Raw genomic sequence first — 25,771 nt, forward strand, 5'->3', positions numbered from 1 at the left:
CGGACTGGCACGTTGCCGGCGGCCTGATGCGCGCGCCTGATGGCCCCCGATTCACGCGACGAACGCTGCTGGTGCCGTGTCACCCACGGGGCCATAGTGGATCGATCGACAAGAAGACGAGGCTGGCCATGACCAAGACCCTCCATCACCGTGCCTGTCACCTGTGCGAAGCCATCTGCGGCCTCAGCCTGGAGGTCGAAAGCGGCGATGACACGCCGCCGCGTATCCTGTCGATCAAGGGCGACGCCGAGGATGCCTTCAGCCGCGGCCATATCTGTCCCAAGGCGGTTGCCCTGCAGGATATCCAGAACGATCCGGATCGGTTGCGCCAGCCGGTGCGCCGCGTCGATGGTCACTGGCAGGTCATTGGCTGGGACGAGGCCTTCGCTCTGGCCGCCGAGCGCCTGGGCGAGATCCAGGCGCGGCACGGGCAGAACGCCGTGGCGGTGTACCAGGGTAATCCCAGTGTGCACAACTACGGGCTGATGACCCACAGCAACTATTTTCTCGGCCTGCTGAAAACCCGCAACCGCTATTCGGCGACCTCGGTGGATCAGTTGCCCCATCACTTGGTCAGCCACCTGATGTACGGCCATGGTCTGCTGATTCCCGTCCCCGATATCGATCACACCGGCTTCATGCTGATCCTGGGCGGCAACCCCCTGGCCTCCAATGGCAGCATCATGACCGTACCGGATGTGGAAAAGCGCCTGCGTGCGATCCAGGCGCGCGGCGGCAAGCTGGTGGTGGTCGATCCGCGGCGCAGCGAAACCGCGGCCATGGCCGATCAGCACCTGTTCATCCGCCCCGGCCAGGACGCCGCGCTGCTGCTGGGCCTGCTCAATACCCTGTTCGAAGAGAACCTCACGCGTACCAGCCATCTGCCGGTCGCCGGGCTCGACGAGCTGCACCAGGCGATCGGGCCATTCGGCGCCGAGGCGATGGCCGCGCGCTGTGGCGTGCCGGCCGCGTCGATCCGCCAGCTGGCGCGTGACTTCGCCGCGGCAAAGCAGGCGGTGTGCTACGGGCGCATGGGCGTTTCCACCCAGGCCTTCGGCACCTTGTGCCAGTGGCTGGTGCAGGTGATCAACCTGGTCAGCGGCAACCTCGACCGCGAGGGTGGCGTGTTGTGCACCGAGCCGGCGGTGGATCTGGTCGCGGCGACCTCGGGCGGGCACTTCAATCGCTGGCAGAGCCGGGTTTCCGGGTTGCCCGAATATGGCGGCGAGTTGCCGGTCAGCGCCCTGGCCGAAGAGATGCTCAACGAGGGGCCGGGACAGGTGCGGGCGCTGATCAGCGTGGCGGGCAACCCGGTACTGTCCACGCCCAACGGGCGCCAGCTGGAGCAGGCCCTGGCGGGACTGGATTTCATGCTCAGCGTGGATTTCTACATCAATGAGACCACCCGGCATGCCGACCTGATCCTGCCGCCGACCGCGCCGCTGGAGCACGACCACTACGACACCACCTTCAACCTGTTCGCCGTGCGTAACGTCACCCGTTTCAACGAAGCGGTACTGCCCAGGCCCGAGGGCGCGCTGCACGACTGGGAGATTTTCATCGGCCTGGCCAGGGCCTTCGCCGCGCATACCGGCGTGCCGCTGAAAGCCACCCAGGCGCCGCAACAGATGATCGACATGGGGCTGCGCCTGGGGGCCTACGGTGATGGTTCGCCCCACAAGCTGTCACTGGCGACGCTGCGCGAGCACCCCCACGGGCTCGATCTCGGCGCGCTCAAGGCCAACCTGCGGCCACGCCTGAAAACCGCCGATGGCCGGGTGCAGGCCGCGCCGGCGCTGCTGCTGGCCGACCTGCGGCGTTTCGCCGAGCAGGCTGCCGCCGACCCCGGGCAGTTGTTGCTGATCGGTCGCCGCCATGTGCGCAGCAACAACTCCTGGATGCACAACTACCACCGCCTGGTCAAAGGCAAGCCGCGCCATCAGTTGTTGATGAATCCCGCCGATCTGCTGCGACGGGGCCTGAGCGACGGCCAGCGGGTGCGGGTCAGCTCGCGGGTGGGGATGATCGAGGTCGAGGTGCTGGGCAGCGACGACATGATGCCCGGCGTGGTCAGCCTGCCTCATGGCTGGGGCCATGCCCGGCCTGGGGTGCAGATGAGCATCGCCAGCGGCCAGCCCGGCGCCAGCGCCAACGACCTTACCGATGAACGCCATCTGGATCGGCTGTCCGGCAATGCCGCGCTCAATGGCGTGCCGGTCGAGGTGGTGGCGGCCTGAGGGGAGGTGGCCAGAGCCGTCGGGGGCCGCTGATCGGTCGCTAAGGCCGAGCATTGCGCTCGGCTTTTCGTTACAATGTCGCCACCGTGTCGACCCGTGAGTCGGATAGTCAAGTTCTGAGGTGCCCCATGGATATCATCGAAACCATCAAAGAGCAGATCGCCAACAACACCGTTCTGCTGTACATGAAAGGCTCGCCGAATGCCCCGCAGTGCGGCTTTTCCTCCCGCGCCGCGCAGGTGGTGATGGGCTGCGGCGAGAAATTCGCCTACGTCGACATCCTGCAGAATCCGGAAATCCGCGCCAACCTGCCCAAGTACGCCAACTGGCCGACCTTCCCGCAACTGTGGGTCGGTGGCGAACTGGTCGGTGGCAGCGACATCCTGGCGGAAATGTTCGAAAAGGGTGAGCTGCAGACCCTGATCAAGAACGCCGTGCAGAAAGCCGACGCCTGATCGCCCGATGATCCCGGAATCCGCAGCCAGCGATGGTTGCGGATTTTTTTCGCCTGCCAATAGGTGACGTTGGCCGTTGATGGTTCCTGGGTATCGCTGTGCTCAACCCAGGCTACGGGGCGATTCGGTAGCCCGGGTCGAGCGCAGCGATACCCGGGGAATACCGGTCTATCCCGCCTGCACATCCAGCACCCGGATGCAGCCCGTAGGATGGGTGAAACCCATCAATTGCCGATGGGTTTCACCTACGCGGCCCGACCCATCCTACGACCGGCGGCCGCTTTCGCCTTGCAGCTGCCCGCTCGTGTCTATGCAGAAATGGCTGAGATCAAAGCGCCAACCTATCAGCCTATGGCGGTGTTACATCCAGCACCCGGATGCAGTCGGGCCGCGGGTAGTGCCAGTGCACGTCCACGTCCCACAGGCGTACGCCGTAGCGACGTTCGGGGGGAGGCTGCTGGTAGGCCGGACGTGGATCCTGGGCCAGGCACTGTTCGATCAGTTCGGCCAGGGGTTCGCCCAGGCGCAGGCTATGCTCGCGGGCCTGGATCAGCGCCGCGTCCTGCCACTGCACCTCGATCAAGCTCGGCGCCTCCGCGGCGATGGGGTTGCGGGCGTCCGTCAGGCTGTCGGCATAAGGCACATAGGGCTTGATATCCAGTACCGGGGTGCCGTCGAGCAGGTCGATGCCGGATAGCCACAGGCGTCCAGCCTCGACCCGATCCAGCCTGACCACCGACTGGCCGATGCCGTTGGGGCGGTGCGTGGCGCGCGTGGCGAACACGCCGATGGCGCGATTGCCGCCCAGCCGCGGCGGGCGAACCTTGAGGCGCGGTGTGTCTTCCAGCGCCTGGTGGAAGAGAAACAGCAGCCAGACATGGCTGACCTGCTCCAGCCCCTGCACCGCCTGGCCCTGGTCGAACGGCGGGCAGAGCTCCAGCACACCGCGGGCCGCGGGCGCCAGTCGCGGCTGGCGCGGAATGGCGAACTTCTCCTTGAAGCAGGAACGCAGGAAGCCGACAGGCGATACCGAGTAGGCCATGCCGTCCTGCTCAGCCACGCAGGCGCAGGGTCAGGCCCTTGAGGAAGTTGCGCAGGAACTGGTCGCCGCAGGGGCGGTAGTTGCTGTGCCCGAACTTGCGGAACAGGGCGCTCATTTCCGGCTTGGATACCGCGCAGTCGACGCTGCGCATGATGGCGTGCATGTCCTCTTCCTTCAGTTCGAAGGCCACCCGCAGTTTCTTCAGCACCATGTTGTTGGTGACCGGCAGCTCGAATGGCTGGGCGGGGCGGCTGTCATCCTTGCCGCGCTTGAAATACACCAGCCCGTCGAGGGCGTGGGCCATCAGTTCGTCGTCGCAGTCCAGATAACCCTCTTCGTCATCCTTCTTCAGTACCGCGGCGATTTCATCGGTGGCGACAGCCTTGCCGCTCAGGCGGACGATTTCGGCCAGTTGCGCGTCGCTGACGTCGAGCATGTAGCGCAGGCTGCGCAGTACATCGTTGTTGAGCATGGGAGTTCCTGAGGGGGTGAGGCCCGCGCCCAGTGGCGGGGCCGGAAGAATTTAGAAGCGTTCCTTGGCGCCCAGATAGCGCCATTGGCCGGGCTGTACCTTGGACATGGGCACGCCGCCGATACGGATGCGCTTCATGCCCAGCACCTTGAGGCCGACGCTGTTGCACATGAACACCAATTGCCCTGGCAGCGGGTTCTTCAGGGCGAAGCGCAGGCGGGTTTCGTTCTGCCAGCTGACCTTGCAGGGCGCCAGCGGCGTGCCGTCGAAGACCAGGCCATGGTTCAGCCGCTTGAGATCGCGTGCCGACAGTTCGCCGCTGACTTCGACCACGTACTCCTGCTCCAGCTTGCCCAGGTCTTCCTTGAGCTTGCGTTCGATACGCCAGTCCTGGGTCAGTACATGCAGGCCATCGGCGCCGGCCTGCAAGGGCATGCAGGGCGTCAGGCGGGTAAAGTGGCTGTTCAGCGTGCGCAGCCCGGAGCGATCGTCGGGCCAGCGGCTGTCGGGGCCAAGCGCCTCGACCACGCGCTCCGGAAAGCGACCGCTGGGCACGTGCAGCAACAGGGTGACCGGCTCCTGCGGGCTGGCCACGGCATCGGGATGCAGGATGACCTGCTCGTCCTGCACCTTGCGTTGCGGTTCCTCGACCACCTCGCCATCGACCGTGACCCAGCCGCCCTCGATATACAGTTCGGCTTCACGGCGTGAACAGCCAACCAGTTCGATCAGGCGTTTGGACAGGCGTATGGGGTCGGTCATGGCAGGCATCATCGGCAAAGTGGCGGGTATTGTAACCGCCTCGCCGCTGGCCGTGGGCAGTCACGGCTAAAAGCCGGGCAGGGCGCCTGATGCCAGTCGGTCAAGCGTTGCCCGCAAGATGGCGGTTTGCCCCGGCCCTGTGGGAGCTGCGACCTCGCAGCGAAGGGTGGCCGTGATGCGGATTTCGCAGGACGGCCGCTATCGCATCGCGCCGAGGTCGACGCTCCTGCACGGGCGGCGGTTTGCCAGTATGCGTCCCTGCACCTACAGAAACCTTATCTGATCATCAATAAGGCGTTAGCGGACGTAGGGTGGATGACGCTCTTTTCATCCACCATTGCGATCGCAGAGCGGTGGACGGGTGAAGCGTCGTCCACCCTACGAATGGCCGCTTGCGCCTTTGAGCGACCACTCAGCACGTTCGGATACGACATTCGATCTGTGATGTGGCACTAAAACTAGTAGGAGCTGCGACCCCGCAGCGATTGGTGGCTGTGACCAGTTTTACGGGATGGCCACGATCGAATCGCCCCGGGAACGCAGCGCCTGCAAGGTGGAAGCCGTCAGAAAATCAGCGAGAAGATGCCGATCACGACCAGCAGACCGATGATGAAGATGATGCCGATGGTGCTGCCGAGGAATTTCAGCATGGGAGCGTCTCCTTTAAGTCCGTTCAGTATTGGGACTGGAGCGCTTCGGCCATCGTTCAGGATAAATCTGCCCCTGCGGCCGTTGCGACCGCAGGGGAGAGGGCTTAGCAGGCCGTTGAAAAACGTAGGCGAGGCAGCCGATGCGAGGCAAAAACAGGCGAGAAAGCGGAGTTTACGTGCTGTAAATGAGCATTTTGAGCCTGTTTTTAACGAAGCAGCGGCAACGCAGGTAGTTTTTCAACAGCCTGCTAGCCGCCCAGGTAGGCGTCGCGCACCTTGGGATCGTTGAGCAGGTCGTGACCGCTGCCCTGCATCACGATCCGGCCATTCTCCAGCACGTAGCCACGGTCGGCCAGCTTCAGCGCCTGGTTGGCGTTCTGCTCGACCAGGAACACGGTCACACCGTCCCGGCGCAGCTGTTCGATGATGTCGAAGATCTGCTGGATGATGATCGGCGCCAGGCCCAGGGACGGCTCGTCGAGCAGCAGCAGCTTGGGCTTGCTCATCAGCGCCCGGCCGATGGCGAGCATCTGCTGTTCGCCGCCGGACATGGTGCCGGCGCGCTGGACCAGGCGTTCCTTCAGGCGTGGGAACAGGTGCAGCACCTTGTCCAGTTGCGCCTGGTTGTCCGTCTTGCTGCCGAAGAAGCCGCCCATGGCCAGGTTTTCCTCGACGGTCAGGCGGGCGAACACGCGGCGGCCTTCCGGCACCACGGCGATGCTCTTGCGCATGATCAGCGGGGTTTCCATGCCGACCAGTTCTTCGCCCTGGTAACGGATGCTGCCACTGGCCGCCTGCGGGTTGCCACAGAGGGTCATCAACAGGGTGGACTTGCCGGCGCCGTTGGCACCGATCAGGGTGACGATCTCGCCCTGGCGCACTTCCACGCTGACGCCGTGCAGCGCCTGGATCTTGCCGTAGAAGGTGGAAACGTTGTCGAAATACAGCATTACGCTTCCCCCAGGTAGGCTTTGATCACGTCCGGATTGTCGCGGATCTGCTGCGGTGTGCCGTTCGCCAGGGGCGTGCCCTGGTTGATCACGAAGATATGGTCGGAAATGCTCATGACCAGTTTCATGTCGTGTTCGATCAACAGCACGGTGACGTTGTGTTCGTCGCGTAGCATGCCGATCAGCGCTTTCAGGTCGTCGGTCTCGCGCGGGTTGAGGCCGGCTGCCGGCTCGTCGAGCATGAGAATGCTCGGGCGGGTCATCATGCAGCGGGCGATTTCCAGGCGGCGTTGCTGGCCGTAGGCCAGAGTGCCGGCGGTGCGGTTGGCGAATTCGGTCAGGTTGACCTGCTCCAGCCAGTGCGCCGCGTAGTCCATGGCCTCGCGTTCGCTGCGGCGGAACGCCGGGGTCTTGAACAGGCCGGAGAGGAAGTTGGTGTTGATGTGGCGGTGCTGGGCGACCAGCAGGTTTTCCACGGCGGTCATTTCCTTGAACAGGCGAACGTTCTGGAAGGTACGCACCACGCCCTTGCGGGCGATCTTGTGGCCCGGCAGGCCTTCGATCTGCTCGCCATCGAGGCGGATACTGCCCGAGGTCGGCTTGTAGAAGCCGGTCAGGCAGTTGAACACCGTGGTCTTGCCGGCGCCGTTCGGGCCGATCATCGACACAACCTGTTTTTCATTGACCGTGAGGCTGACCCCGTTGACGGCCAGCAGGCCGCCAAAACGCATGGACAGGCCGCTCACTTCGAGAATCGGGCGGCTCATCGTTGTTTCAACTCCAGGTGGGGGCGCTGCATGGGCATCAGTCCCTGCGGACGCCAGATCATCATCACGATCATGGTCAGACCGAATATCAGCATGCGGTACTCGTTGAAGTCGCGCATTTCCTGCAGCAGCGTCATCACCACCGCGGCGAAGATGATGCCCAACTGCGAACCCATGCCGCCGAGCACGACGATGGCGAGGATCATCGCCGACTCGATGAAGGTGAACGACTCCGGCGTCACCAGCCCCTGGCGGGCGGCGAAGAAGCTGCCGGCGAAACCGGCGAAGCTGGCGCCGATGGTGAAGGCCGAGAGCTTGACCGTGGTCGGGTTGAGGCCCAGGGCACGGCAGGCGATCTCGTCTTCGCGCAAGGCTTCCCAGGCGCGACCGATGGGCATGCGCATCAGCCGGTTGATCACGAAGATGGCCAGCAGCACCAGCAGCAGGGCGATCAGGTAGAGGAAGATCACCTTGTAGGTGGAGTTGTAGGCGATGCCGAGGAAGTCGTGCAGGGTCTGCCCGCCATCCGGGGCGCGGCGATCCAGCGACAGGCCGAACAGCTCCGGTTTGGGAATCGAGCTGATGCCGTTCGGGCCGCCGGTGATGCTGGTGAGGTTGCGCAGCATGATGCGGATGATCTCGCCGAAGCCCAGGGTCACGATGGCCAGGTAGTCACCGCGTAGCCGGAGTACCGGGAAACCCAGCAGGCAGCCGAAGGTGGCGGCCATCAGGCCGGCGATCGGCAGTGCCGTCCAGAAGCCGAAGCCGGCGTACTCGGCGAGCAGGGCGTAGGTGTAGGCGCCCACGGCGTAGAAGCCGACATAGCCCAGGTCGAGCAGGCCGGCGAGGCCGACCACGATGTTCAAGCCGATGCCGAGCATCACGTAGATCAGGATCAGGGTGGCGATGTCCACCGCCGCGCGGGAGCCGAAGAACGGCCAGGCCAGCGCCACGACGAACAGCGCCAGCATGAACCAGCGCTGTACGCTGGGCAGGGTCAGGGTGTCCTTGACGCTTGCCGGCATGCTCGGCAGCGCGCCCTTGAGCTTGCCGCTGCCGAGCAGGCGGTCACGCAGCGCCAGGTGCCAGACGAACAGCAGCGCGGCGGCGATGCCGATGGTCCACAGGGTCTGGGCGCTGGCGCCCCGCACCTGCAGGCTGATGCCGACGACGCTGAGCTTGAGGCCGAGGATCGGGTAGGAGATCAGCAGCAGGAGGATGCTGCTGAACAGGGCGGTCTTGAGGTTCCGGCTCATACCTTTTCCACCTCCGGACGGCCGAGGATACCGGTCGGGCGGAACAGCAGCACCAGCACCAGCAGGCTGAAGGCCACCACGTCCTTGTACTGGTCACCGAAGATATCGGCGCCGAAGGCTTCGGCCACGCCCAGTACCAGGCCGCCCAGTACCGCGCCAGGGATGCTGCCGATACCACCGAGTACCGCGGCGGTGAATGCCTTGATGCCGGCAAGGAAGCCCAGGTGCGGGTTGATCACGCCGTATTGCATGCCCAGCAGCACCGCGGCCACGGCGGCCAGTGCGGCGCCGATGACGAAGGTCAGGGCGATGATGTTGTTGGTGTTGATACCGAGCAGGTTGGCCATCTTCAGGTCCTCGGCGCAGGCGCGGCAGGCGCGGCCCAGGCGGGAACGGGAGATGAACAGGGTGAGGCCGATCATGGTCAGGAAGGTGACCACGAAGATCAGCACCTGCATGTAGGAGATCACCACGCCGTTCATGGCGCTTTCGCCGAATACGAAGTTGCCGGGCAAGGGGTTGGTGATGGCCTTGTCCTTGGAGTCCTGGGAGAGCATCACGGCGTTCTGCAGGAAGATCGACATGCCGATCGCGGAGATCAGCGGGATCAGCCGATTGCCGCCGCGCAGCGGCCGGTAGGCGACCCGTTCGATGCTATAGCCGAAGGCACTGGTGACGATGATGCTCGCGGCGAAGGCGCAGACCATGATCAGCGGCAGGCTGTCGAGGCCCATCATGGCCAGCAGGGTGATGGCGATGAAGGCGACGTAGGAACCGATCATGTACACCTCGCCGTGGGCGAAGTTGATCATGCCGATGATGCCGTAGACCATCGTGTAGCCGATGGCGATCAAGGCATAGGTGCTGCCAACGGTCAGGCCGTTGATCAGCTGTTGCAGGTAGTGGTAAAGATCAGGCATTGCCTAACTCCTGGGTCGTCGCGCACGGCAGCGCTTGTGGCGCAGCGCGAAACCGGAATTCTTTCGATAGACAAAGCCCACTGCGCGGCAGTGGGCTTGGGTTCAGGCGGGGGGGCTTACTTGGCTTCGGACTTGCTGCCGTCCTGGTGCCATTCGTAGACCACGAAGCTGAAGTCCTTCAGGTCGCCCTTCTCGTCGAAGCCGAGGGTGCCGGTCGGGGTGTCGAAGGTGTTGGCGCGCAGGGCGGCCGCTACTTCGGCGGTGTCGGTGCTACCCGCTTTTTCGATACCTTCGGCGATGACCTGAACGGCGGCATAGGCCGGGAACACGAACGGGCCGCTCGGGTCTTCGTTCTTGGCCTTGAAGGCTTCCACCAGGGCCTGGTTCTTCGGATCCTGGTCGAAGGATTGCGGCAGGGTCACCAGCATGCCTTCGGAAGCCGGGCCGGCGATGGCCGAGATTTCCTTGTTGCCGACGCCTTCCGGGCCCATGAAGCGAACGTCCAGGCCTTTTTCCTTGGACTGACGCAGCAGCAGGCCCAGTTCCGGGTGGTAGCCGCCGTAGTAGACGAAATCCACGCCCTGCTGCTTGAGTTTGGCGATCAGCGAGGAGAAGTCCTTGTCGCCGGCGTTGATGCCTTCGAACAGGCCGACTTTCACGCCCTTGGCTTCCAGGGTCTGCTTGACCGCGGTGGCGATGCCTTCACCGTACTGCTGCTTGTCGTGGATGACGGCGACGTTCTTCGGCTTGACGTGATCCGCGATGAAGTTGCCGGCGGTCGGGCCCTGCAGGCTGTCCAGACCGATGGTGCGGAAGATCAGCTCGTAGCCACGGGCGGTGATTTCCGGGCTGGTGGCGGCCGCGGTGATCATCAGGATGCCTTCGTCTTCGTAGATGTCCGAAGCCGGCTGAGTGGAGCTGGAGCACAGGTGACCGACCACGAACTTGATGTTGTCGTTGACGATCTTGTTGGCGACGGCGACGGCCTGTTTCGGGTCGCAGGCATCGTCGTAGACCACGCCTTCGAGTTGCGCGCCATTGACGCCGCCGGCCTTGTTGATCTGCTCGATGGCCATCTTGGCGCCCACGAACTGCATTTCGCCGTACTGGGCGACGGCGCCGGTGACGGGGCCGGCCAGACCGATCCTGATGGTGTCGGCGGCGACCGAATAGCTGGCTGCGCCGGCCAGGGCCATGGCGGCGAACAGTTTGGAAATCTGCTTAGTAGCCTTGTTCATAGTGCTCCACTCTGTTGTGTTCATATTTTTGTAGTTCTGGCGGCCAAAGCTGCAGAACCGGAAACGACTCTCCGGCCCTGTCCCCAACGCTAGCCCGGCAACTGTACCGATACAGTGTAGAGCGCTGCTTCGCGCCTTGGAAAGTCGGCTGTCGGGGGCGAAAGGCGGGAGTGTCGCTTAATTGCAATAAACGTATAGAAAAACGGCGCGTTCTGTCCGATAACTCGAAGATCGCGGACTTGCTCGCCTGGCCCTCGACGTTATCATGGCCGCCGATCGAAAAAACCGGCCAGCGCACGGAACTCACCATGAATGAACAACCTAGCACCCTCTATGCCAAACTGCTTGGCGAGACGGCCCCGATACGCTGGCAGGAATTGCAGCCGTTCTTCGCCCGGGGCGTGCTGCTCTGGGTCGACAGCGCGCAGGATCTGGTCGCCGTGGCCGAAGCCCTGGCCGAGAACCAGCGCCAGACGGTCGCGCAGTGGCTGGATGGCGGCATCGTCGCGGCCCTGGACGATAGCCGGGCGGACGATCTGCTGAACCGCGATCCACAACTGTGGGCGGTGGTGGTCGCGCCGTGGGTTCTGGTGCAGGAGCGCGCTGAAAAGTAGCACGGCCTGGCTTGACCACTCTGCAACAGGCATCTCCAGCCGCGTTTGGCTGAATGGCATGACTGTTTTTGGTGCGTCACGTGATCCCTTTTCGTGCGTTAGTGGGTTGGGATCATCGCCGGGCATCGCTGTCTATGCTGAGGAGCCGGAACGCGATTGGCGTCCCGGGCAACCCTTCAGCACAGGAGTCTGCACATGTTCGAGCCCGGCCATTTATTTCGCGGCAACAGCGTGGCGACGGGTGACATCCCCACCTATGCCATCGACCTGCATTACGACGTGCGCCAGGATGCGGCCGAAGGGCCGATGTTGCACATGAACCTCAAGGGCGAGATCGCGGGTGCCGCGTTCGACGAGTCGTTCGAACTGCACCGCGACACCGCCTTCAACTTCGCCAGCGTGGTCAGCCGGCTGGCCCACAAGCACGGCCTGCCCACCAGCGTGGTACTGATCAGCCACGAACACGAAGAATTCGACCTGATGTTCGAGGACATCCGTCAGCGCCTGGGCGCCCACAGTGGCGACCCGGTCAATCTCGATCATCTGCAGCGCGACGGCCTCTGACCGGCGTGCAGGCACGGGAGTGACGGGGTAACCTGCGCTTTTGACCGGCCGGGAGGTACCCCATGAAGCTGTCCGCCAACCTGTCGCTGCTGTTCGACGACCAGCCGCTGCTCGATAGAATCGTGGCTGCCGCTGCCGCGGGCTTCGATGGCGTGGAGATCCAGTTTCCCTATGAAGTGCCGGCCATTCGCCTGAAAGAGGCGCTGGAGCGGGCCGGCATGCCGCTGGTGCTGATCAATTTCCCGGGTGGCGACTTCGTCCAGGGCGGGCCCGGCCTGGCCGCGGTGCCGGAGCGCCAGGCCGACTTCGACGCGGCGCTGCAGCAAGCGCTGACCTACGCCGCCATGGTGCGCCCGCTGTTCGTCAATGTGCTGCCCGGCAGGCTGGCCGACGGTGTCGAACGGCAACAGGCGCTGGCGACCCTGGTCGACAACCTGCGCCGGGCCGCGCAGGCCTTTCAGACGCTGGGTATCGGCGTGCTCAGCGAGGCGATCAACCCGCTGGACATGCCCGGATTCCTGATCAACACCCCGGCGCAGTTGCAGGCGTTGCTGCAGGCTGTCGATCATCCCAATTTCCAGGCCCAGTACGACCTCTACCACATGGCGCGCCAGGGGCTGGAGCTGCGCGAGGGCATCGAGCGGCTGCGTGGGCGCATCGGCCATGTGCAGTTCGCCGACCATCCGGGACGTGGCGCGCCCGGCACTGGCGAGGTCGACTTCGGGGCGGTGCTGGCGGCGCTGCGCGACAGCGGCTATGGCGGCTGGCTTGGCGCCGAGTACCGCCCCGTAGGGGGCGATACCCGCGCCAGCCTGGGCTGGATGCCCGCCTGGCGGGATTTCAGCTAGTGCCACATCACAGATCAAATGTCGTATCCGAGCGAACGGGCTGAATGGTTGCTCAAAGGCGGAAGCGGACGGCCGATAAGAGCGCTAGAGGCTGGAGGCTGAACGACAAGCAAACCGCATAGGCTCTCTCGTCCAGCTTTCCAGCCTCAAGCGCTTTTGATCGAAGGCCGAAGGCCGCTTTCGCCTTATGGCTGCCATCCCCCATTCGCGGCCTCGGGCGCATGACCGTTGTCGCGATACTAGCCCCCCTGATTCACCAGCGGCGGGGTGATGCCGACGTTGGGCAGCCTGAGCTCGAGTCCGGCCTGATCCGTCGGCCTGGACGACGCCTGGTTATAGGCGTGGCGCCAGAGCGGGTGCTGCTCGGCCTGCTGCCACAGGTGGGCGTGCAGGCGCGCCAGCAGCACCGGGTCGCTGAGCAGCGCCAGCTTGCTCTTGCCATCCAGTTTCTTCGGCCCCAGTTGCAGGGCTTGTTGCAGCGAGCGCTGGCGCGCCTGTTCGAGCAGCGGGGCGTCGCCGTGGCGGGCCGTGGCCATGGCGCAGGCCAGGGCGTTGGGGAACGGACGCAGCACGGCTTCGATGAAGCCATTCTCCAGCGCATGCTCGCGGTTGTGGCGGGTGTAGGCGTAGGTGGACAGCAGCTCCTGGGGCGGATTCGACTCCTCGGGAATCAGGAACAGCTTGCCGCGCTTGCTGCTCAGGCCGAGGCTCAGGCGGCTGGAGAACACCGACACCGGGATCGACAGCATCAGCGACACCACGATCGGCGCCAGCCACCACAGGAAGTTCGGGTCGAGCCAGGCCACGCCGGCCGTCCAGAGCATGCCCAGCAAGGTCTGCCAGCCGTGCCGGCGCACGGCATCGCCCCAGGTGGTGACGCCGTTGTCGCGCTGTGGCGAGTTCCAGGTGGCCGACCAGCCGAGAAAGGCGGCGGTGACGAACATGGTATGAAAGAGCATGCGCACCGGCGCCAGCAGCACCGAGAAGAGCATCTCCAGCAGCATGCTCAGGGTCACCTTGAAGGCGCCGCCGAACTCGCGGGCGCCCTTGATCCAGATCAGCATCACGCTGAGCAGTTTGGGCAGGAACAGCAGGGTCAGGGTGGTGGAGAACAGGGCGATGGCCTTTTCCGGATTCCAGCGCGGCCACACCGGGAACAACTGGCCGGGCACCAGGAAGTACTGCGGCTCCATCAGCGTGTGGGTGGCCAGCAGGGCGGTGGACAGCAGCAGGAAGAGGAACCACAGCGGCGCCGACAGGTAGGACATCACCCCGGTGAGGAACACCGCGCGGTGCACCGGGTGCATACCCTTGACCAGGAACAGGCGGAAGTTCATCAGGTTGCCGTGGCACCAGCGGCGGTCACGCTGCAGTTCGTCGATCAGGTTGGGCGGCAGCTCCTCGTAGCTGCCGGGCAGGTCGTAGGCGATCCATACGCCCCAGCCGGCGCGGCGCATCAGCGAGGCTTCGACGAAGTCGTGGGAGAGGATGGCGCCGGCGAACGAGCCCGTGCCCGGCAGCGGTGCCAGGGCGCAGTGGTCGATGAAGGGCTGCATGCGGATGATCGCGTTGTGGCCCCAGTAGTGCGATTCGCCCAGTTGCCAGAAGTGCAGGCCGGCGGTGAACAGCGGGCCGTAGGCGCGGGTGGCGAACTGCTGCAGGCGCGCATAGAGGGTGTTCATGCCGGCGGCCTTGGGCGAGGTCTGGATGATGCCGGCCTGGGGGTTGGCCTCCATCAGGCGCACCAGCTTGGTCAGGCATTCGCCGCTCATCACGCTGTCGGCGTCGAGCACCACCATGTAGCGGTAGTCGCTGCCCCAGCGGCGGCAGAAGTCGTCGATGTTGCCGCTCTTGCGCTTCACCCGGCGCCGGCGGCGGCGGTAGAAGATGCGGCCGAAACCCTTGGTCTCCTGGCACAGCTCCAGCCAGGCGCGCTGTTCGGCGACGGCGATGTCGGCATCGCCGGTGTCGCTGAGGACGAAGAAATCGAATCGATCCAGCTCGCCGGAAGCCGCCACCGATTCGTAGGTGGCGCGCAGGCCGGCGAACACCCGGGGCACGTCCTCGTTGCAGATCGGCATGATGATCGCGGTGCGGGCCTGGGCATCGATCGGTTCGTCGCCGGCGCTGCTGCCGGAAATGCCATAGCGATCGTAGCCGCGCAGCAGCTCCCAGAAGCCCATCAGGGCCGTCCAGAAGCCGGCCGACACCCAGCAGAACAGCAGGGAGAACAGCGCCAGGATGCTGCCCTGGACGACATAGGGCAGTACCTGGATCAGGCTTTCCTGCCAGCCCTGCTCGATGACTTCCTGCAGGTTGATCAGCGCCCAGCCCTGGTAGGGCAGGATGCTGTTCATGTACCAGGTGGCCACGGCGGTCTGGCCGAGCATCAGCAGTAGCAGGACGAAGCGCCGCAGCGACCCGACCCGGCGCCAGCGCGCCGGCTCCAGCTGGCGGGTGGGCGGACGCGGCGGGTTGCGCTTGCCGGTCAGGCTGCGCCAGGCCCGCACCAGGACATTGGTGCGCCACGGCTCGGGGATCACCTTGGTGCGGCGCAGCGGCGGCGTGGCCTTGAGCAGGGTACGGCCGGCCGCATCCAGCGACAGCAGTCCGGTGTCTTCCAGGGATTCGCCGGCGCCGAGGTTGATGCGCCGCGTGACCGAGCCGTGCACGGCCTGTTCGACATCGACGGATCGCTCCACCGGCTGGCCGCCCAGGCGCTGGTGCAGCTCCGTGAAGTCGCCGCTGCTGGCCAGTTCCTCGCGCTCACTGGCCGTCAGGGGAAGGCTGTGGACATACTCGCTCAGGGCGGACGGCTCGGTGCTTTTCATTGGGCGGTAACCGTGTTGGGCGGGAGTTGATAGCTCCAGGTCTCGCTCAGGGTCTTGTCACCCTCGACCAGAGCCGCACGCATTTCGACCGGTTGTTTGGGATCCTTGACGTTCAGACGCAGCGTCAGGCGCCAGCCCTTGGTCTGTGGGTTGTATTGCAGCACGTTGTCCAGCAGTTCGGCATTGTCGCTGACGCTGACCTGGGAGGTCACCGCGGCGTCAGCCGGCAGTTCGGCCAGCACCGGGCCCTGGAAATCCACCAGCAGGGCGGTGCTGCCGTCGAGCTTGCGGATCAGGTTGGCCTGCTTGACTTCACCGGGGCTGCGCATGGTCTGCTTGACCCAGGCGGTGTGCTCGTCGAGCAGGGCGGGTTCGTCCAGTGTCCAGCGCATGCGGTAGTCGAACTGCATCGGCTCGCCGGGCTTGGGCTGCTCGTCCGGGCTCCAGAAGGCGACGATGTTGTCGTTGGTCTCATCCGGCGTGGGGATTTCCACCAGCTCGATCTTGCCCTTGCCCCATTCTCCCTTGGGTTCGATCCAGGCGCTGGGCCGCTGCTCGTAGCGATCCTCGAGGTCTTCGTACTGCGAGAAATCGCGACCCCGCTGGAGCAGGCCGAAGCCTTTCGGGTTATCCACCTGGAAGGTGCTCACCGCGAGGTTCTGCGGGTTGTTCAGCGGGCGCCAGATGCGCTCGTCGCTGCCGGTATGGATGGCCAGGCCGTTGGAGTCGTGCAGGGCCGGGCGGTAGTTGGGCTTGCTCGGGTACTGGTTGGGGCCATAGAGGTACATGCTGGTGAGGGGGGCGATGCCCAGCTTGTTGACGTTGTCGCGCAGGAACACCCGCGACTGCACGTCGACCACTGCATCCTTGCCGGGGCGCAGGATGAAGCGGTAGGCGCCGGTGGCGCGTGGCGAGTCGAGCAGGGCGAAGATCACCAGGTGCTTGTCTTCCGGCTTCGGCCGTTCGATCCAGAACTCGCGGAAATAGGGGAATTCCTCGCCGCTGGGCAGGGCGGTGTCCATGGCCAGGCCGCGCGCCGACAGGCCGTAGACCTGGTCCTTGCCGATCACCCGGAAATAGCTGGCGCCGAGCAGGCTCATGATCTCGTCCGACTGGCCCTTGACGTTGATCGGGTACATCACCCGAAAGCCGGCGTAACCCAGCTTGCTGTCGGCATCCTCGCTGATCTTGAGGTCGCCGAAGTCGAAGCGCTCGGGGTCGTACTCGATCTCGCGAACACTGGTGGCGGTCACTTCATTGAGTTTGACCGGTGTGTCGAAGTGCATGCCCTGGTGATAGAAGCTCAGCTTGAAGGGGGTCTTGCGGTCGTGCCATTCGTACTTGTCTTCCCGGGAGGTGATCTTCTGGTAGTCGGCGAACTGTAACTCGCGGAATTCGGTGGGCAGGTTGCTGGTCGGCGCCACGAAGGGTTTTTCCCAGAGTTCCTTGGCCCGGGCAGCCACGTCATCGAGCGAAAATGCCTGCGCCTGAGCGGCACCGAACAGCGAGGCCATGCAAACCAGGCACAGCGCGGCTGGAAGCATGCTGTGGCGAACAGATGCCTTGACGGTAGTGAGGATCACGGATCCCTCCAGAAAAACGATAAGAATAAAGCGGCCTGCTCGGCCGAACATTTCTTTCCGACCGTTGCTCGCCCAGATGATTCCGGTGAATTTTCCTGGCTCGCCGTCCTTGGCGCAAGCGACGTTAGAGCCGTTGCCGGTTATTTTTTATGGGCTTATCGCACTTTTGGCCCTCACCCCCGACCCCTCTCCCGGAGGGCGAGGGGTGAAGAGCGATGGCGTTTGTTTTGGCCTGCCACCCTTGGCGCAAGCGGCATTAAAGCCGTTGCCGGTTATTTTTTATGGGTTTATCGCACTTTGGCCCTCACCCCCCCCCGGCCCCTCTCCCGGAGGGCGAGGGGTGAACAGCGACGGCGTTTGTTTCGCCTGTCGCCTGTGGCGCAAGCGGCATCAGGAAACGCTCCCGGCGACTTTTCATTGCCAGCTCATGCCGTGGCCTTGCTCACGGGCAGCCACCTGAGGAGGCGTTTGCGCATGGGTACCACGGCGTTTTCCTGGGCCCAGACGCAGAGGATCACGGTGAGCAGCAGGAACAACGGGTAGAAGGCGATCGACAAGGTCTGTTCGCCGGCCTGGATGGCGCATTGCGACCAGTTGGCGAAACACTCCGCGGAAGCCACGTTGAGCAGTTTTTCCGAGCGCGAGAACAGGGTGAAGGCCGGTACGTGCAACACGAACAAGGGCAGCGATGCCGCGCCCAGGCGCTGCGACCAGTGGCGCAGCGGTTCACTGGTCGGCGAGGGCGCCAGTGCGCACAGGTAGATCAGCATCATTTGCGATGGCAGCAGCAGGCCGTTGTGCAGCAGGTAGTACCAGTATTGTTCGCCCTCGACCAACCAGGCGGCGCCAAGGAAACAGGTCAGCACGGTAAGGATCATCAGCCCGATACCGGCAGCGCCCGGCGTGCGCCCGGCGTCCTGCATGTCGCGGAACAGCCCGTAGGCGAGAATGCCGGCAAGGAACTCCGGCAGGCGCACCAGCGGGTTGCGGTGCAGGATGCCGGTGAACGGCATGCCGTAATCACCATTGAGGATCACCAGGGCTGGCGGAATCATGTAGATCAGCGTGAGTACGCCCAGCCACAGCACCTTGTGCTTCAGGCGCGCCAGGCGTGGGGCCACGAAGGGAAAGGTGAGGTAGAAGAAGAACAGCGTGGAGATCGACCATAGCGGCGGATTGAAGGTCAGGTAGAACGGGTTCCAGGCCTGCAGCATGAACAGCTGCAGCACGGTATTGAGGGCCAGTTCGCCGTTGCCCATGAAATGTTCGAGGGTGGTGCGCGAGATACCGGTCATGTCTTCGTTGGTGTCGTACACCACGAAGCGCACGCTGGCCTTGGTCTCGTCCGGCGGAATGCCGAGGTTGCTGATGATGAAGATCACCGCGATGGTCAGCAGCAGGGAAAAGATGTGCAACGGATACAGGTTGGCGAAGCGTTTGCTCCAGAAGCTCACCGCCGGTTCGCGCAGTTCGCCGCGCTTGCAGTAGACATGGGCGAGGAGAAAGCCGGAGAGCACGAAGAAGGTGCTGGTGGCGAAGAAGCCGACGCCGCTCAGTTGCTTGATGATGGGCAGCTTCTGTTCCGCATAGTTGTGCAGGGTGTGGAAGACCACGATGTACAGGCCGAGCACGAAGCGCAGCCATTCGAGCCCGATGAAATGTTCCTTGCCGGTTCGGGTCATCCCGTTCTCCTAATGCCTTATCGACCGTCCTTCCGGGCGCGGCGCGCTGTGCGCAGGGGGGAGTGCGCAGCCTTGTCGGCGTCCGGGTGGTGTTTCGACCGCGCCGGTCGCGTTTCGATCGATCTGATTTGCCGGGGCTGCACCGTGGAGTATGCAGATACCCCTTGGGAGCCGGCTGGCTCGCGACGGCGATGGGGAATCCATACCGGCGTCGCGAGTGAAAGCGCATCGCCAGCAAGCCGGCTCCTACGGTCTTTCAGGCGGCCGAGCATCGGATGTGGGCATCCAAAGCCTCCGTAGGAGCAAGCTTGCTCGCGACCGCGATGGCGAATCGACACCGGCGTTGCGGGTGCCAGCCATCCGTTGTCAGTCGAACAGCACCTTGACCACATCGCTGAAGCGTTTGGCGAAGTGTACGGTGATGCCTGCCTTGAGGTAATCCGGCAGTTCCTGGTAGGAACCGCGGTTGGCCTCGGGCAGGATCAGCTCGAAGAGCTTCTGCCGGCGGGCGGCGATGACCTTCTCGCGCACGCCGCCGATGGGCAGCACCTGGCCGGTCAGGGTCAGTTCGCCGGTCATGGCCACGCCCTTCTTCGGCGCCTGGTTGCGCGCCAGCGACAGCAGGGCGCTGGCCATGGTGATGCCGGCGCTGGGGCCGTCCTTGGGCGTGGCGCCCTCGGGCACGTGCAGGTGGACGAAGGCCTCGTCGAAGTAGTTGGCCTGGCCACCGAACTGCTTGAGGTGCGAGCTGACGTAGCTGTGGGCGATTTCCGCCGACTCCTTCATCACATCGCCCAACTGGCCGGTGAGCTTGAAGCCACGGTTCAGCGTATGGGTGCGGCTGGCTTCGATCGGCAGCGTGGCGCCGCCCATGCTGGTCCAGGCCAGGCCGGTGATCACGCCGACGCCGGAAAGCACCTGCTCGCTGCGGAACACCGGCATGCCCAGGTACTGTTCCAGGTCCTTGGCGCCGATCCTGACCTTGGTGTCCGGGTCATCGAGCAGCTTGACCACCGCCTTGCGCACCAGCTTGCCGAGCTGCTTCTCCAACTGGCGTACGCCGGCCTCGCGGGCGTAACCCTCGATCAGGGCGCGCAGGGCGCTGTCGCTGATCGACAGCTGCTTGCTCGACACCCCGGCCTTTTCCAGTTGCTTGGGCCACAGGTGGCGCTTGGCGATGGCCAGTTTTTCCTCGGTGATATAGCCCGACAGGCGAATCACTTCCATGCGGTCGAGCAGCGGGCCGGGGATCGGATCCAGGGTGTTGGCGGTGCAGACGAACAGCACCTTGGACAGATCCAGGCGCATATCCAGGTAGTGGTCGAGGAATTCGACGTTCTGCTCCGGGTCGAGGGTTTCCAGCAGCGCCGAGGCCGGGTCGCCCTGGAAACTGCTGCCCATCTTGTCGATCTCGTCGAGCATGATCACCGGGTTCATCACCTCGACATCCTTGAGCGCCTGCACCAGCTTGCCGGGCAGGGCGCCGATGTAGGTGCGGCGGTGGCCCTTGATCTCGGCCTCGTCACGCATGCCGCCGACGGAGAACCGGTAGAACGGCCGGCCGAGGGACTCGGCGATGGATTTGCCGATGCTGGTCTTGCCCACGCCGGGCGGGCCGACCAGCAGCACGATGGAGCCGGAGATCTCGCCCTTGAAGGCGCCGACGGCGAGGAACTCGGTGATGCGTTCCTTGATGTCGTCCATGCCGGCATGGTGGTCGTCCAGCACCTTGCGCGCGTGGTGCAGGTCGAGCTTGTCCTTGCCGAACACGCCCCAGGGCACGCTGGTGGCCCAGTCCAGGTAATTGCGCGTCACCGCGTATTCCGGCGAGCCGGTTTCCAGGATCGACAGCTTGTTCAGTTCCTCGTCGATGCGCTTGCGCGCCTGCTCGGGCAGGGTCTTGCCCTCCAGGCGCTGGCTGAACTGTTCGACGTCGGCGCTGCGGTCATCCTTGGTGATGCCCAGCTCGCGCTGGATGATCTTCAGCTGTTCCTTGAGGAAGAACTCGCGCTGGTGCTCGCCGACGGTACGGTTGACCTCGGCGGAGAGCTCGTTCTGCAGGCGCGCCACTTCCACTTCCTTGCGCAGCAGCGGCAGCACCTTCTCCATGCGCTTGAGGATCGGCACGGTGTCGAGCACTTCCTGCAGGGTCTTGGCCGGGGCGGTGGTCAGGGCGGCGGCGAAATCGCTCAGTGGCGATGGATCGTTGGGGCTGAAGCGGTTGAGGTAGTTCTTCAGCTCTTCGTTGTACAGCGGATTGAGCGGCAGCAGCTCCTTGATCACGTTGATCAGGGCCATGCCATAGGCCTTGACCTCGTCACGCGAGTCGTTGGCGTTGCGCGGGTAGTCGACCTCGGCCAGGTAGGGCGGGCGATGGTGCTTGAGCCAGCCACGGATGCGCACGCGGTTGAGGCCCTGGGCGACGAACTGTAGCTTGCCGTCGTCGCGGCTGATGTGGTGGATGCGCACCACGGTACCGTGCTCCGGCAGGCTCGAGGTATCGAAATGGCGCGGGTCGGTGACCGGCTGGTCGACATAGAACAGCGCCAGGGTGCGGTGCTCGGTCTTGCTCACCAGCTCCAGGGTTTCCGCCCAGTGCTCCTCGTTGACGATGATCGGCAGCACCTGCGCCGGAAAGAACGGCCGGTTGTGGATCGGAATCACATACAGCTTGTCCGGCAGATGCTGGCCAGGAAGCATCAGGCCGTGGCTGTTCTGCTCGGAAACGATTTCGATATCTTGCGCTTCGTTCATGCGGCACCTGTGATTTCACGTTAAGCCTTAGATGGGGGGCTGCCGGCTTTTTTCAAACATTTTTTCCTTGTCCTCTCGTCTTCGCCGGTAACGGGCCGTGTCGCTGCAGCCATGGTGCCGCGGCGCTGGCAGGGCAGCCCGGCCCAGGCCCGCGCCGCGGGAGCCGGGCGCGAGCGGCGCTTCCGCCTGTCGTCGGGCATACAGTTTTGCCGGGCAAAGCGGTAGAGTGCGGGCTTCGCCTCTTCGAGTTGCGGATCCATGCTCAACGCCCGTCTTATGCGCCTGGACGATCAGGCCCACGAACATACCCACGACCACCATCAACTGGTGATGTCGGTGTCGGGGCGCGCCGAGTTCGAGGTCGTGGGCCGTGGCGGAGAAGTGTGCCGCATGCGTGCGTGCCTGGTGCCGGGCGACGCCGACCACCAGTTCGCCGGGATCGGCGATAACCGCATGTTGATCGTCGACCTCGACGAACAGGACATGTCCAGCGAGGACCTGCAACTGCTCGGCCACCTGTTCGACACACCGCGCTACCCGCAACTGGATGTCGACTTCCAGCACCTGCTCTGCTATGCCGGCGCCGAGCTGGAGCGCTATGGCAGCGACCCGCTGCTGGCCCGTTCCCTGGGCGGCGTATTGCTGCGTGCCTTGCACCTGCGCCTGTTCGGCGAGCAGTCCGGACGTGCCCATGGCTCGCTGGATATCTCCGGGCTGGACAGCTATATCGCCGAGCACCTGGCGCGGCGCATCAGTGTCGCCGAGCTGGCCCATGTGGCCTGCCTGAGCCCCAGCCATTTCCATGCGCAGTTCAAGGACAGCGTCGGCCTCACGCCCCACCAGTACCTGCTCAAGGCCCGCCTCGACCGTGCTGCGCGCTTGCTGCGCGAGAGCAACCTGCCGCTGATTCGCATTGCCGAAGAATGTGGTTTCTCCAGCCAGAGCGCGCTCACCACGGCCATGCGCCGCTATCTGGGGCTTACGCCAAAGCGATTGCGCGGCTAGTGTCGCGACGCAGATCAAATGTCGGTCGCACGGTATCTACACGGGCTTCAGCAATAAGCGTGCAGCATGGCCACATTCGTGTAGGAGCCGCGCCCTCGCGGCGAATCGTGGCCATCGCGCGTTTTTGCAGCATGGCCGCCAGCGCATCGCGCCGGGGTCGACGCTCCAACCCTGATTGCGAACGGCGGGGATCAAGATGGTATCCACGGAGTCCGACATTTCATGGTCGACACGACACTAGGCTCTGCTGCCGTTTCAGCGCAAGCCGCGTTGCCGCGAGACATCTCGCCAGGCTTGGCGCTGGACGCAGCGCCCCTGGGACTACCCGATCACGGTCGGCTCCTCTAAAGTCTGCGGCCTGCTGCTCAGCCTCAGTCAAATCCCGCGAGCCGATCATGTCCATTACCTGGCACCTCAAACCCCACGCCGACCTGAGCAAGGCGCAGCTGTACGCTGCACTGATGCTGCGCACCCGCGTTTTCGTCGTCGAGCAGAACTGTCCCTATCAGGAGGTCGACGGCCTCGACCTGCTGGGCGATACCTGCCACCTGTTGGGCTGGCGGGGCGATGAACTGGTGGCCTATCTGCGCCTGCTCGATCCGGCATTGAACCAGGGCGAGGTGATCATCGGTCGCGTCGTGACCGCCGGCAGCGTCCGCGGCACCGGCCTTGGCCACGAGATGATGAGCCAGGCCCTGGAAGCCTGCGCCCAGCGCTGGCCAAGCCGGCCGATCTACCTCTCCGCCCAGGCCCATCTGCAGGGCTACTACGGCCGTTACGGCTTCGTGGCGGAGACCGGCGAGTATCTCGAAGACGGCATTCCCCACATCGGCATGCGCCGCCCGGCCTGACCACAACCGCCCCTGCGACACAGCGAAAAGCCCAAGCAATTGAAAGCAGGCGAAAAAAATCGCCAGGCGGGCTTCGCCAAAGCGATTTCAGCTGGTATCATGCGCGCCGCCTGGGAAGATGCCGGAGTGGCCGAACGGGACGGATTCGAAATCCGTTGTATCAGCGATGGTACCTAGGGTTCAAATCCCTATCTTCCCGCCATATCTCAAGCCTAAGCCCCTGAAATTCATAGAGTTTCGGGGGCTTTTGCTTTTCAGGGCCTACCATCTGTCGAAAGCCAGCTTGGCTTGTCGCCTAACCCTGGAGCGGGGGCCACATTCTGGCGACATGCACCAGTGCCAGAATCCATACCGCGTCATTCTCAGTCTGGTAGACAAGCCGATAATTTTCGTGAGGGATCAGTTCGCGGGTCCCTACGATCTGCCCTAATTTCCCCTTATCGGGAAAGGCTTTCAGGGATGCTGCAGCGGCGCTGAATAACTCATCCATACGCACGGCTGCGTGAGGGTTATCTGTCGCAATGTAGTCCCATATATCCAAACGATCCTGCTCAGCTTCGGGCGTCCAGATGACCTTCATTCGTGGCCCAAAGCCTTGGCACGGCGTTCAGCGAATGCGGCTTCTACCTCTTCATTGGATCGGCCACGGCCAGCATCGACCGAGGCTCTAGCAACAGCCACTTTGCGCTGAACGAATTCATCATGCGCCTTGGCTTGCTGCTGCTGGCGAATGTAATCGCGCATAAGGTCACGCATTACCTGGGAGGCCGGGAGGTGAGCAGCTTGGGCTGCGGCCATGAATCCGTCGCGTAGCTCAGGCTCCAATTTCAGGTTGAATACCGCTTCTTTAGCCATGACAGTTACCTTTGGTCGTGTGTACGACGTATATACGTTTTCAGGCATTTTAAGCCAAGACTCAGAGACTGTCAGCAATAGAGGGGAGCTGGTGTGATCAGGTCGATAAAGCGGCGATAGTCACCAACAGGCCCGAATCTAACGGCGTCCTGCAGGTGATCAGGAGCGAGGTGGGCATAGCGCATGGTCATAGCCAGCGATTGATGGCCTAGGATTTTCTGCAGGGTCAGGATGTTTCCACCGTTCATCACGAAGCGACTGGCGAACGTGTGTCGCAGGACGTGGGAAGCCTGACCCGCAGGCAAGACTAGGGTTTGTCTGAAAAGTCGTATTTGCTAGCCTGGCTCCGCAATGGCAAGCGGAGGTAGGCATGACGGGGCGGTACGCGCTTTCTAATGCACGTTGGACAGTGATCGAAGACATCGTTTCTCCGCCCCAGAAGATGGGGCGCCCACGCCGTGATGATCGGCAAATGCTCGATGGCATCTTCTGGATTCTCTGCTCGGGCGCCAAATGGCGTGACCTACCCGAGCGCTATGGCCCTTGGAAGACGGTTTACCAGCGCTTTCGGCAATGGCGCGACGACGGTACCTTCGAGCGCGTTCTGGCTCGTCTGCATCTGAAGCTTCGCCAGGATGGCTATTTGGATCTGGACACCTGGATGATCGATTCCACCACGATTCGCGCCACACGCGCCGCCTCGGGAGGCGGAAAAAAGGGGGGCCGGACGAACCGTTAGACCATGCGTTGGGCCGCAGTCGTGGCGGGTTGGGCACCAAGCTTCATCTGCTCTGCGATGCGCAAGGATTTCCGCTGAGCTTTACGCTGTCGCCAGGGCAGCAGGCCGACTCGCAGCACTTCATCGCGTTGCTCGAACAGGTGCGGCTGCCGGGGGGCAAGGGGCGACCACGCAAGCGTTGCCGTCGTATCTTGGCCGACAAGGGGTACGACAGCGAAGCGCTGCGGCGTCACTGCGGCCGTGTCGGTATCCAGCCTGTCATTGCTCGACGCAAGATGCATCGCAAGCCACGTCCTGGACTGCCTCGACTCTTTGATCGATCTCAGTACCGGCAGCGCAATGCGATCGAACGCCTGTTCAGTTGGCTCAAGGAAAAGCGCAGGCTCTGCACCCGTTTCGACAAGCTAGCCAGCAGCTTCAAAGCCATGGTGACCCTGGCCTGTATCGATCGATGCTGGCGCGTCGACTTTTCAGACAAACCCTAGGAACGTTGTGCCGTCTACACCGGTTCCGAGAGAGCCAGCTAAGGCGCCGCCGAAGAAACAGCAGATCGTTGTCGTGGGTAAGGCAGATCCCAAGCTAAGTGACTATTGCCCTTATGCGAAAGGAAGCGTCGAGCATAGGAACTGCAAGGCGCAGATCAACCTGAATACGAGAAATCGATAGCGGCACTGGTCTTCTGTAGCTACAATTGTA

23 protein-coding genes, 1 tRNA gene and 1 pseudogene are annotated in these 25,771 nt (G+C 63.8%); 9 read left to right on the plus strand and 16 right to left on the minus strand.

Annotated features, from left to right (window positions below):
* The first annotated feature begins 128 nt into the window (after window positions 1-128).
* Both DNK34_RS06475 and grxD read left to right on the plus strand, forming a co-directional pair.
* Window positions 129-2,237 (plus strand): molybdopterin oxidoreductase family protein, encoded by a 2,109-nt coding sequence (locus DNK34_RS06475; protein WP_131173899.1) that lies wholly within the window; start codon window positions 129-131, stop codon window positions 2,235-2,237.
* Between the two features lie 128 nt (window positions 2,238-2,365).
* A complete protein-coding gene (grxD, locus tag DNK34_RS06480; protein ID WP_131173900.1) occupies window positions 2,366-2,692 on the plus strand; it encodes a Grx4 family monothiol glutaredoxin in 327 nt (108 codons plus the stop codon).
* Between the two features lie 349 nt (window positions 2,693-3,041).
* Here the strand turns inward: grxD and tsaA are convergent, their stop codons facing one another.
* The 9 genes from tsaA to DNK34_RS06520 all read right to left on the minus strand — a co-directional run bounded on the left by tsaA (window position 3,042) and on the right by DNK34_RS06520 (window position 10,749).
* On the minus strand, window positions 3,042-3,734 hold the full coding sequence (gene tsaA, locus DNK34_RS06485) for a tRNA (N6-threonylcarbamoyladenosine(37)-N6)-methyltransferase TrmO (protein WP_131173901.1): 693 nt from the start codon (window positions 3,732-3,734) through the stop codon (window positions 3,042-3,044).
* Window positions 3,735-3,744: 10 nt separating this feature from the next.
* On the minus strand, window positions 3,745-4,206 hold the full coding sequence (locus DNK34_RS06490) for a YehS family protein (RefSeq protein WP_131173902.1): 462 nt from the start codon (window positions 4,204-4,206) through the stop codon (window positions 3,745-3,747).
* 51 nt (window positions 4,207-4,257) lie between these two features.
* Window positions 4,258-4,968 (minus strand): rRNA pseudouridine synthase, encoded by a 711-nt coding sequence (locus DNK34_RS06495; protein WP_131173903.1) that lies wholly within the window; start codon window positions 4,966-4,968, stop codon window positions 4,258-4,260.
* 563 nt (window positions 4,969-5,531) lie between these two features.
* A complete protein-coding gene (locus DNK34_RS26045) occupies window positions 5,532-5,618 on the minus strand; it encodes a small membrane protein YohP (RefSeq protein ID WP_458860368.1) in 87 nt (28 codons plus the stop codon).
* A 248-nt stretch (window positions 5,619-5,866) separates the two neighbouring features.
* Window positions 5,867-6,568 (minus strand): ABC transporter ATP-binding protein, encoded by a 702-nt coding sequence (locus tag DNK34_RS06500; protein WP_131173904.1) that lies wholly within the window; start codon window positions 6,566-6,568, stop codon window positions 5,867-5,869.
* The gene (livG, locus tag DNK34_RS06505) at window positions 6,568-7,335 is read right to left on the minus strand and encodes a high-affinity branched-chain amino acid ABC transporter ATP-binding protein LivG (protein ID WP_131173905.1); all 768 of its coding nucleotides are present in this window, start codon (window positions 7,333-7,335) and stop codon (window positions 6,568-6,570) included. Before livG ends, DNK34_RS06500 begins: the two co-directional genes overlap by 1 nt.
* Window positions 7,332-8,591 carry a high-affinity branched-chain amino acid ABC transporter permease LivM gene (locus tag DNK34_RS06510; protein WP_131173906.1) on the minus strand — a complete coding sequence of 420 codons (1,260 nt, stop codon included), beginning with the start codon at window positions 8,589-8,591 and terminating at the stop codon, window positions 7,332-7,334. Before DNK34_RS06510 ends, livG begins: the two co-directional genes overlap by 4 nt.
* Entirely contained in the window at window positions 8,588-9,511 is a 924-nt protein-coding gene (livH, locus tag DNK34_RS06515; RefSeq protein ID WP_131173907.1) for a high-affinity branched-chain amino acid ABC transporter permease LivH, read from the minus strand. Before livH ends, DNK34_RS06510 begins: the two co-directional genes overlap by 4 nt.
* Window positions 9,512-9,627: 116 nt before the next feature.
* Window positions 9,628-10,749 carry a branched-chain amino acid ABC transporter substrate-binding protein gene (locus tag DNK34_RS06520; protein ID WP_131173908.1) on the minus strand — a complete coding sequence of 374 codons (1,122 nt, stop codon included), beginning with the start codon at window positions 10,747-10,749 and terminating at the stop codon, window positions 9,628-9,630.
* Window positions 10,750-11,057: 308 nt separating this feature from the next.
* Between DNK34_RS06520 and DNK34_RS06525 the strand changes: the two genes are divergently transcribed.
* From DNK34_RS06525 to DNK34_RS06535, 3 genes are all read left to right on the plus strand, one after another.
* The gene (locus tag DNK34_RS06525; protein ID WP_131173909.1) at window positions 11,058-11,363 is read left to right on the plus strand and encodes a DUF2288 domain-containing protein; all 306 of its coding nucleotides are present in this window, start codon (window positions 11,058-11,060) and stop codon (window positions 11,361-11,363) included.
* Between the two features lie 195 nt (window positions 11,364-11,558).
* A complete protein-coding gene (locus tag DNK34_RS06530; RefSeq protein ID WP_131173910.1) occupies window positions 11,559-11,927 on the plus strand; it encodes a DUF5064 family protein in 369 nt (122 codons plus the stop codon).
* 62 nt (window positions 11,928-11,989) lie between these two features.
* Window positions 11,990-12,775 carry a hydroxypyruvate isomerase family protein gene (locus DNK34_RS06535; RefSeq protein ID WP_131173911.1) on the plus strand — a complete coding sequence of 262 codons (786 nt, stop codon included), beginning with the start codon at window positions 11,990-11,992 and terminating at the stop codon, window positions 12,773-12,775.
* Between the two features lie 239 nt (window positions 12,776-13,014).
* On the opposite strand, the gene mdoH is transcribed toward DNK34_RS06535, so the two are convergent.
* The 4 genes from mdoH to lon all read right to left on the minus strand — a co-directional run bounded on the left by mdoH (window position 13,015) and on the right by lon (window position 21,625).
* On the minus strand, window positions 13,015-15,606 hold the full coding sequence (mdoH, locus tag DNK34_RS06540) for a glucans biosynthesis glucosyltransferase MdoH (protein ID WP_131173912.1): 2,592 nt from the start codon (window positions 15,604-15,606) through the stop codon (window positions 13,015-13,017).
* Window positions 15,603-17,150: a glucan biosynthesis protein G gene (locus tag DNK34_RS06545; protein WP_131174076.1), complete on the minus strand. Its 1,548-nt coding sequence runs from the start codon at window positions 17,148-17,150 to the stop codon at window positions 15,603-15,605. The genes mdoH and DNK34_RS06545 overlap by 4 nt, the downstream gene beginning before the upstream one ends.
* A gap of 464 nt (window positions 17,151-17,614) precedes the next feature.
* Entirely contained in the window at window positions 17,615-18,871 is a 1,257-nt protein-coding gene (locus tag DNK34_RS06550) for an acyltransferase family protein (protein WP_131173913.1), read from the minus strand.
* A gap of 366 nt (window positions 18,872-19,237) precedes the next feature.
* A complete protein-coding gene (lon, locus tag DNK34_RS06555) occupies window positions 19,238-21,625 on the minus strand; it encodes an endopeptidase La (RefSeq protein WP_131173914.1) in 2,388 nt (795 codons plus the stop codon).
* A 258-nt stretch (window positions 21,626-21,883) separates the two neighbouring features.
* Between lon and DNK34_RS06560 the strand changes: the two genes are divergently transcribed.
* The 3 genes from DNK34_RS06560 to DNK34_RS06570 all read left to right on the plus strand — a co-directional run bounded on the left by DNK34_RS06560 (window position 21,884) and on the right by DNK34_RS06570 (window position 23,683).
* Window positions 21,884-22,630, plus strand: a complete 747-nt coding sequence (locus tag DNK34_RS06560; protein WP_131173915.1) for a helix-turn-helix domain-containing protein — start codon at window positions 21,884-21,886, stop codon at window positions 22,628-22,630.
* A 395-nt stretch (window positions 22,631-23,025) separates the two neighbouring features.
* Complete coding sequence (locus DNK34_RS06565; RefSeq protein ID WP_131173916.1) at window positions 23,026-23,481, plus strand: GNAT family N-acetyltransferase; 456 nt, start codon at window positions 23,026-23,028, stop codon at window positions 23,479-23,481.
* A 112-nt stretch (window positions 23,482-23,593) separates the two neighbouring features.
* A tRNA-Ser gene (locus tag DNK34_RS06570) sits at window positions 23,594-23,683 on the plus strand.
* 93 nt (window positions 23,684-23,776) lie between these two features.
* Here DNK34_RS06570 and DNK34_RS06575 read toward each other — a convergent pair.
* The 3 genes and pseudogenes from DNK34_RS06575 to DNK34_RS06585 all read right to left on the minus strand — a co-directional run.
* Window positions 23,777-24,061: a type II toxin-antitoxin system RelE/ParE family toxin gene (locus DNK34_RS06575; protein ID WP_131173917.1), complete on the minus strand. Its 285-nt coding sequence runs from the start codon at window positions 24,059-24,061 to the stop codon at window positions 23,777-23,779.
* Window positions 24,058-24,336, minus strand: a complete 279-nt coding sequence (locus DNK34_RS06580) for an antitoxin of toxin-antitoxin stability system (RefSeq protein ID WP_131173918.1) — start codon at window positions 24,334-24,336, stop codon at window positions 24,058-24,060. Before DNK34_RS06580 ends, DNK34_RS06575 begins: the two co-directional genes overlap by 4 nt.
* Window positions 24,337-24,407: 71 nt before the next feature.
* Window positions 24,408-24,647, minus strand: a pseudogene (locus DNK34_RS06585) (tyrosine-type recombinase/integrase); the annotation flags it as partial.
* A 59-nt stretch (window positions 24,648-24,706) separates the two neighbouring features.
* On the opposite strand from DNK34_RS06585, the gene DNK34_RS06590 reads away from it, so the two are divergent.
* A protein-coding gene (locus DNK34_RS06590) for an IS5 family transposase (protein ID WP_131173919.1) occupies window positions 24,707-25,560 on the plus strand; the annotation gives its coding sequence in 2 pieces (ribosomal slippage) (window positions 24,707-25,049 and window positions 25,049-25,560; 855 coding nt in all).
* Window positions 25,561-25,771 lie beyond the last annotated feature (211 nt).

The organism is Phytopseudomonas dryadis (genome assembly GCF_004327355.1).
Taxonomy (GTDB): domain Bacteria; phylum Pseudomonadota; class Gammaproteobacteria; order Pseudomonadales; family Pseudomonadaceae; genus Aquipseudomonas; species Aquipseudomonas dryadis.

Excerpts from the sequence above, each read along its gene's own strand:
- DNK34_RS06475 (WP_131173899.1), top strand. The coding sequence starts at position 129 with ATGACCAAGACCCTCCATCACCGTGCCTGTCACCTGTGCGAAGCCATC.
- grxD (WP_131173900.1), top strand. The coding sequence starts at position 2,366 with ATGGATATCATCGAAACCATCAAAGAGCAGATCGCCAACAACACCGTT.
- tsaA (WP_131173901.1), bottom strand. The coding sequence starts at position 3,734 with ATGGCCTACTCGGTATCGCCTGTCGGCTTCCTGCGTTCCTGCTTCAAG.
- DNK34_RS06490 (WP_131173902.1), bottom strand. The coding sequence starts at position 4,206 with ATGCTCAACAACGATGTACTGCGCAGCCTGCGCTACATGCTCGACGTC.
- DNK34_RS06495 (WP_131173903.1), bottom strand. The coding sequence starts at position 4,968 with ATGACCGACCCCATACGCCTGTCCAAACGCCTGATCGAACTGGTTGGC.
- DNK34_RS26045 (WP_458860368.1), bottom strand. The coding sequence starts at position 5,618 with ATGCTGAAATTCCTCGGCAGCACCATCGGCATCATCTTCATCATCGGT.
- DNK34_RS06500 (WP_131173904.1), bottom strand. The coding sequence starts at position 6,568 with ATGCTGTATTTCGACAACGTTTCCACCTTCTACGGCAAGATCCAGGCG.
- livG (WP_131173905.1), bottom strand. The coding sequence starts at position 7,335 with ATGAGCCGCCCGATTCTCGAAGTGAGCGGCCTGTCCATGCGTTTTGGC.
- DNK34_RS06510 (WP_131173906.1), bottom strand. The coding sequence starts at position 8,591 with ATGAGCCGGAACCTCAAGACCGCCCTGTTCAGCAGCATCCTCCTGCTG.
- livH (WP_131173907.1), bottom strand. The coding sequence starts at position 9,511 with ATGCCTGATCTTTACCACTACCTGCAACAGCTGATCAACGGCCTGACC.
- DNK34_RS06520 (WP_131173908.1), bottom strand. The coding sequence starts at position 10,749 with ATGAACAAGGCTACTAAGCAGATTTCCAAACTGTTCGCCGCCATGGCC.
- DNK34_RS06525 (WP_131173909.1), top strand. The coding sequence starts at position 11,058 with ATGAATGAACAACCTAGCACCCTCTATGCCAAACTGCTTGGCGAGACG.
- DNK34_RS06530 (WP_131173910.1), top strand. The coding sequence starts at position 11,559 with ATGTTCGAGCCCGGCCATTTATTTCGCGGCAACAGCGTGGCGACGGGT.
- DNK34_RS06535 (WP_131173911.1), top strand. The coding sequence starts at position 11,990 with ATGAAGCTGTCCGCCAACCTGTCGCTGCTGTTCGACGACCAGCCGCTG.
- mdoH (WP_131173912.1), bottom strand. The coding sequence starts at position 15,606 with ATGAAAAGCACCGAGCCGTCCGCCCTGAGCGAGTATGTCCACAGCCTT.
- DNK34_RS06545 (WP_131174076.1), bottom strand. The coding sequence starts at position 17,150 with ATGCTTCCAGCCGCGCTGTGCCTGGTTTGCATGGCCTCGCTGTTCGGT.
- DNK34_RS06550 (WP_131173913.1), bottom strand. The coding sequence starts at position 18,871 with ATGACCCGAACCGGCAAGGAACATTTCATCGGGCTCGAATGGCTGCGC.
- lon (WP_131173914.1), bottom strand. The coding sequence starts at position 21,625 with ATGAACGAAGCGCAAGATATCGAAATCGTTTCCGAGCAGAACAGCCAC.
- DNK34_RS06560 (WP_131173915.1), top strand. The coding sequence starts at position 21,884 with ATGCTCAACGCCCGTCTTATGCGCCTGGACGATCAGGCCCACGAACAT.
- DNK34_RS06565 (WP_131173916.1), top strand. The coding sequence starts at position 23,026 with ATGTCCATTACCTGGCACCTCAAACCCCACGCCGACCTGAGCAAGGCG.
- DNK34_RS06575 (WP_131173917.1), bottom strand. The coding sequence starts at position 24,061 with ATGAAGGTCATCTGGACGCCCGAAGCTGAGCAGGATCGTTTGGATATA.
- DNK34_RS06580 (WP_131173918.1), bottom strand. The coding sequence starts at position 24,336 with ATGGCTAAAGAAGCGGTATTCAACCTGAAATTGGAGCCTGAGCTACGC.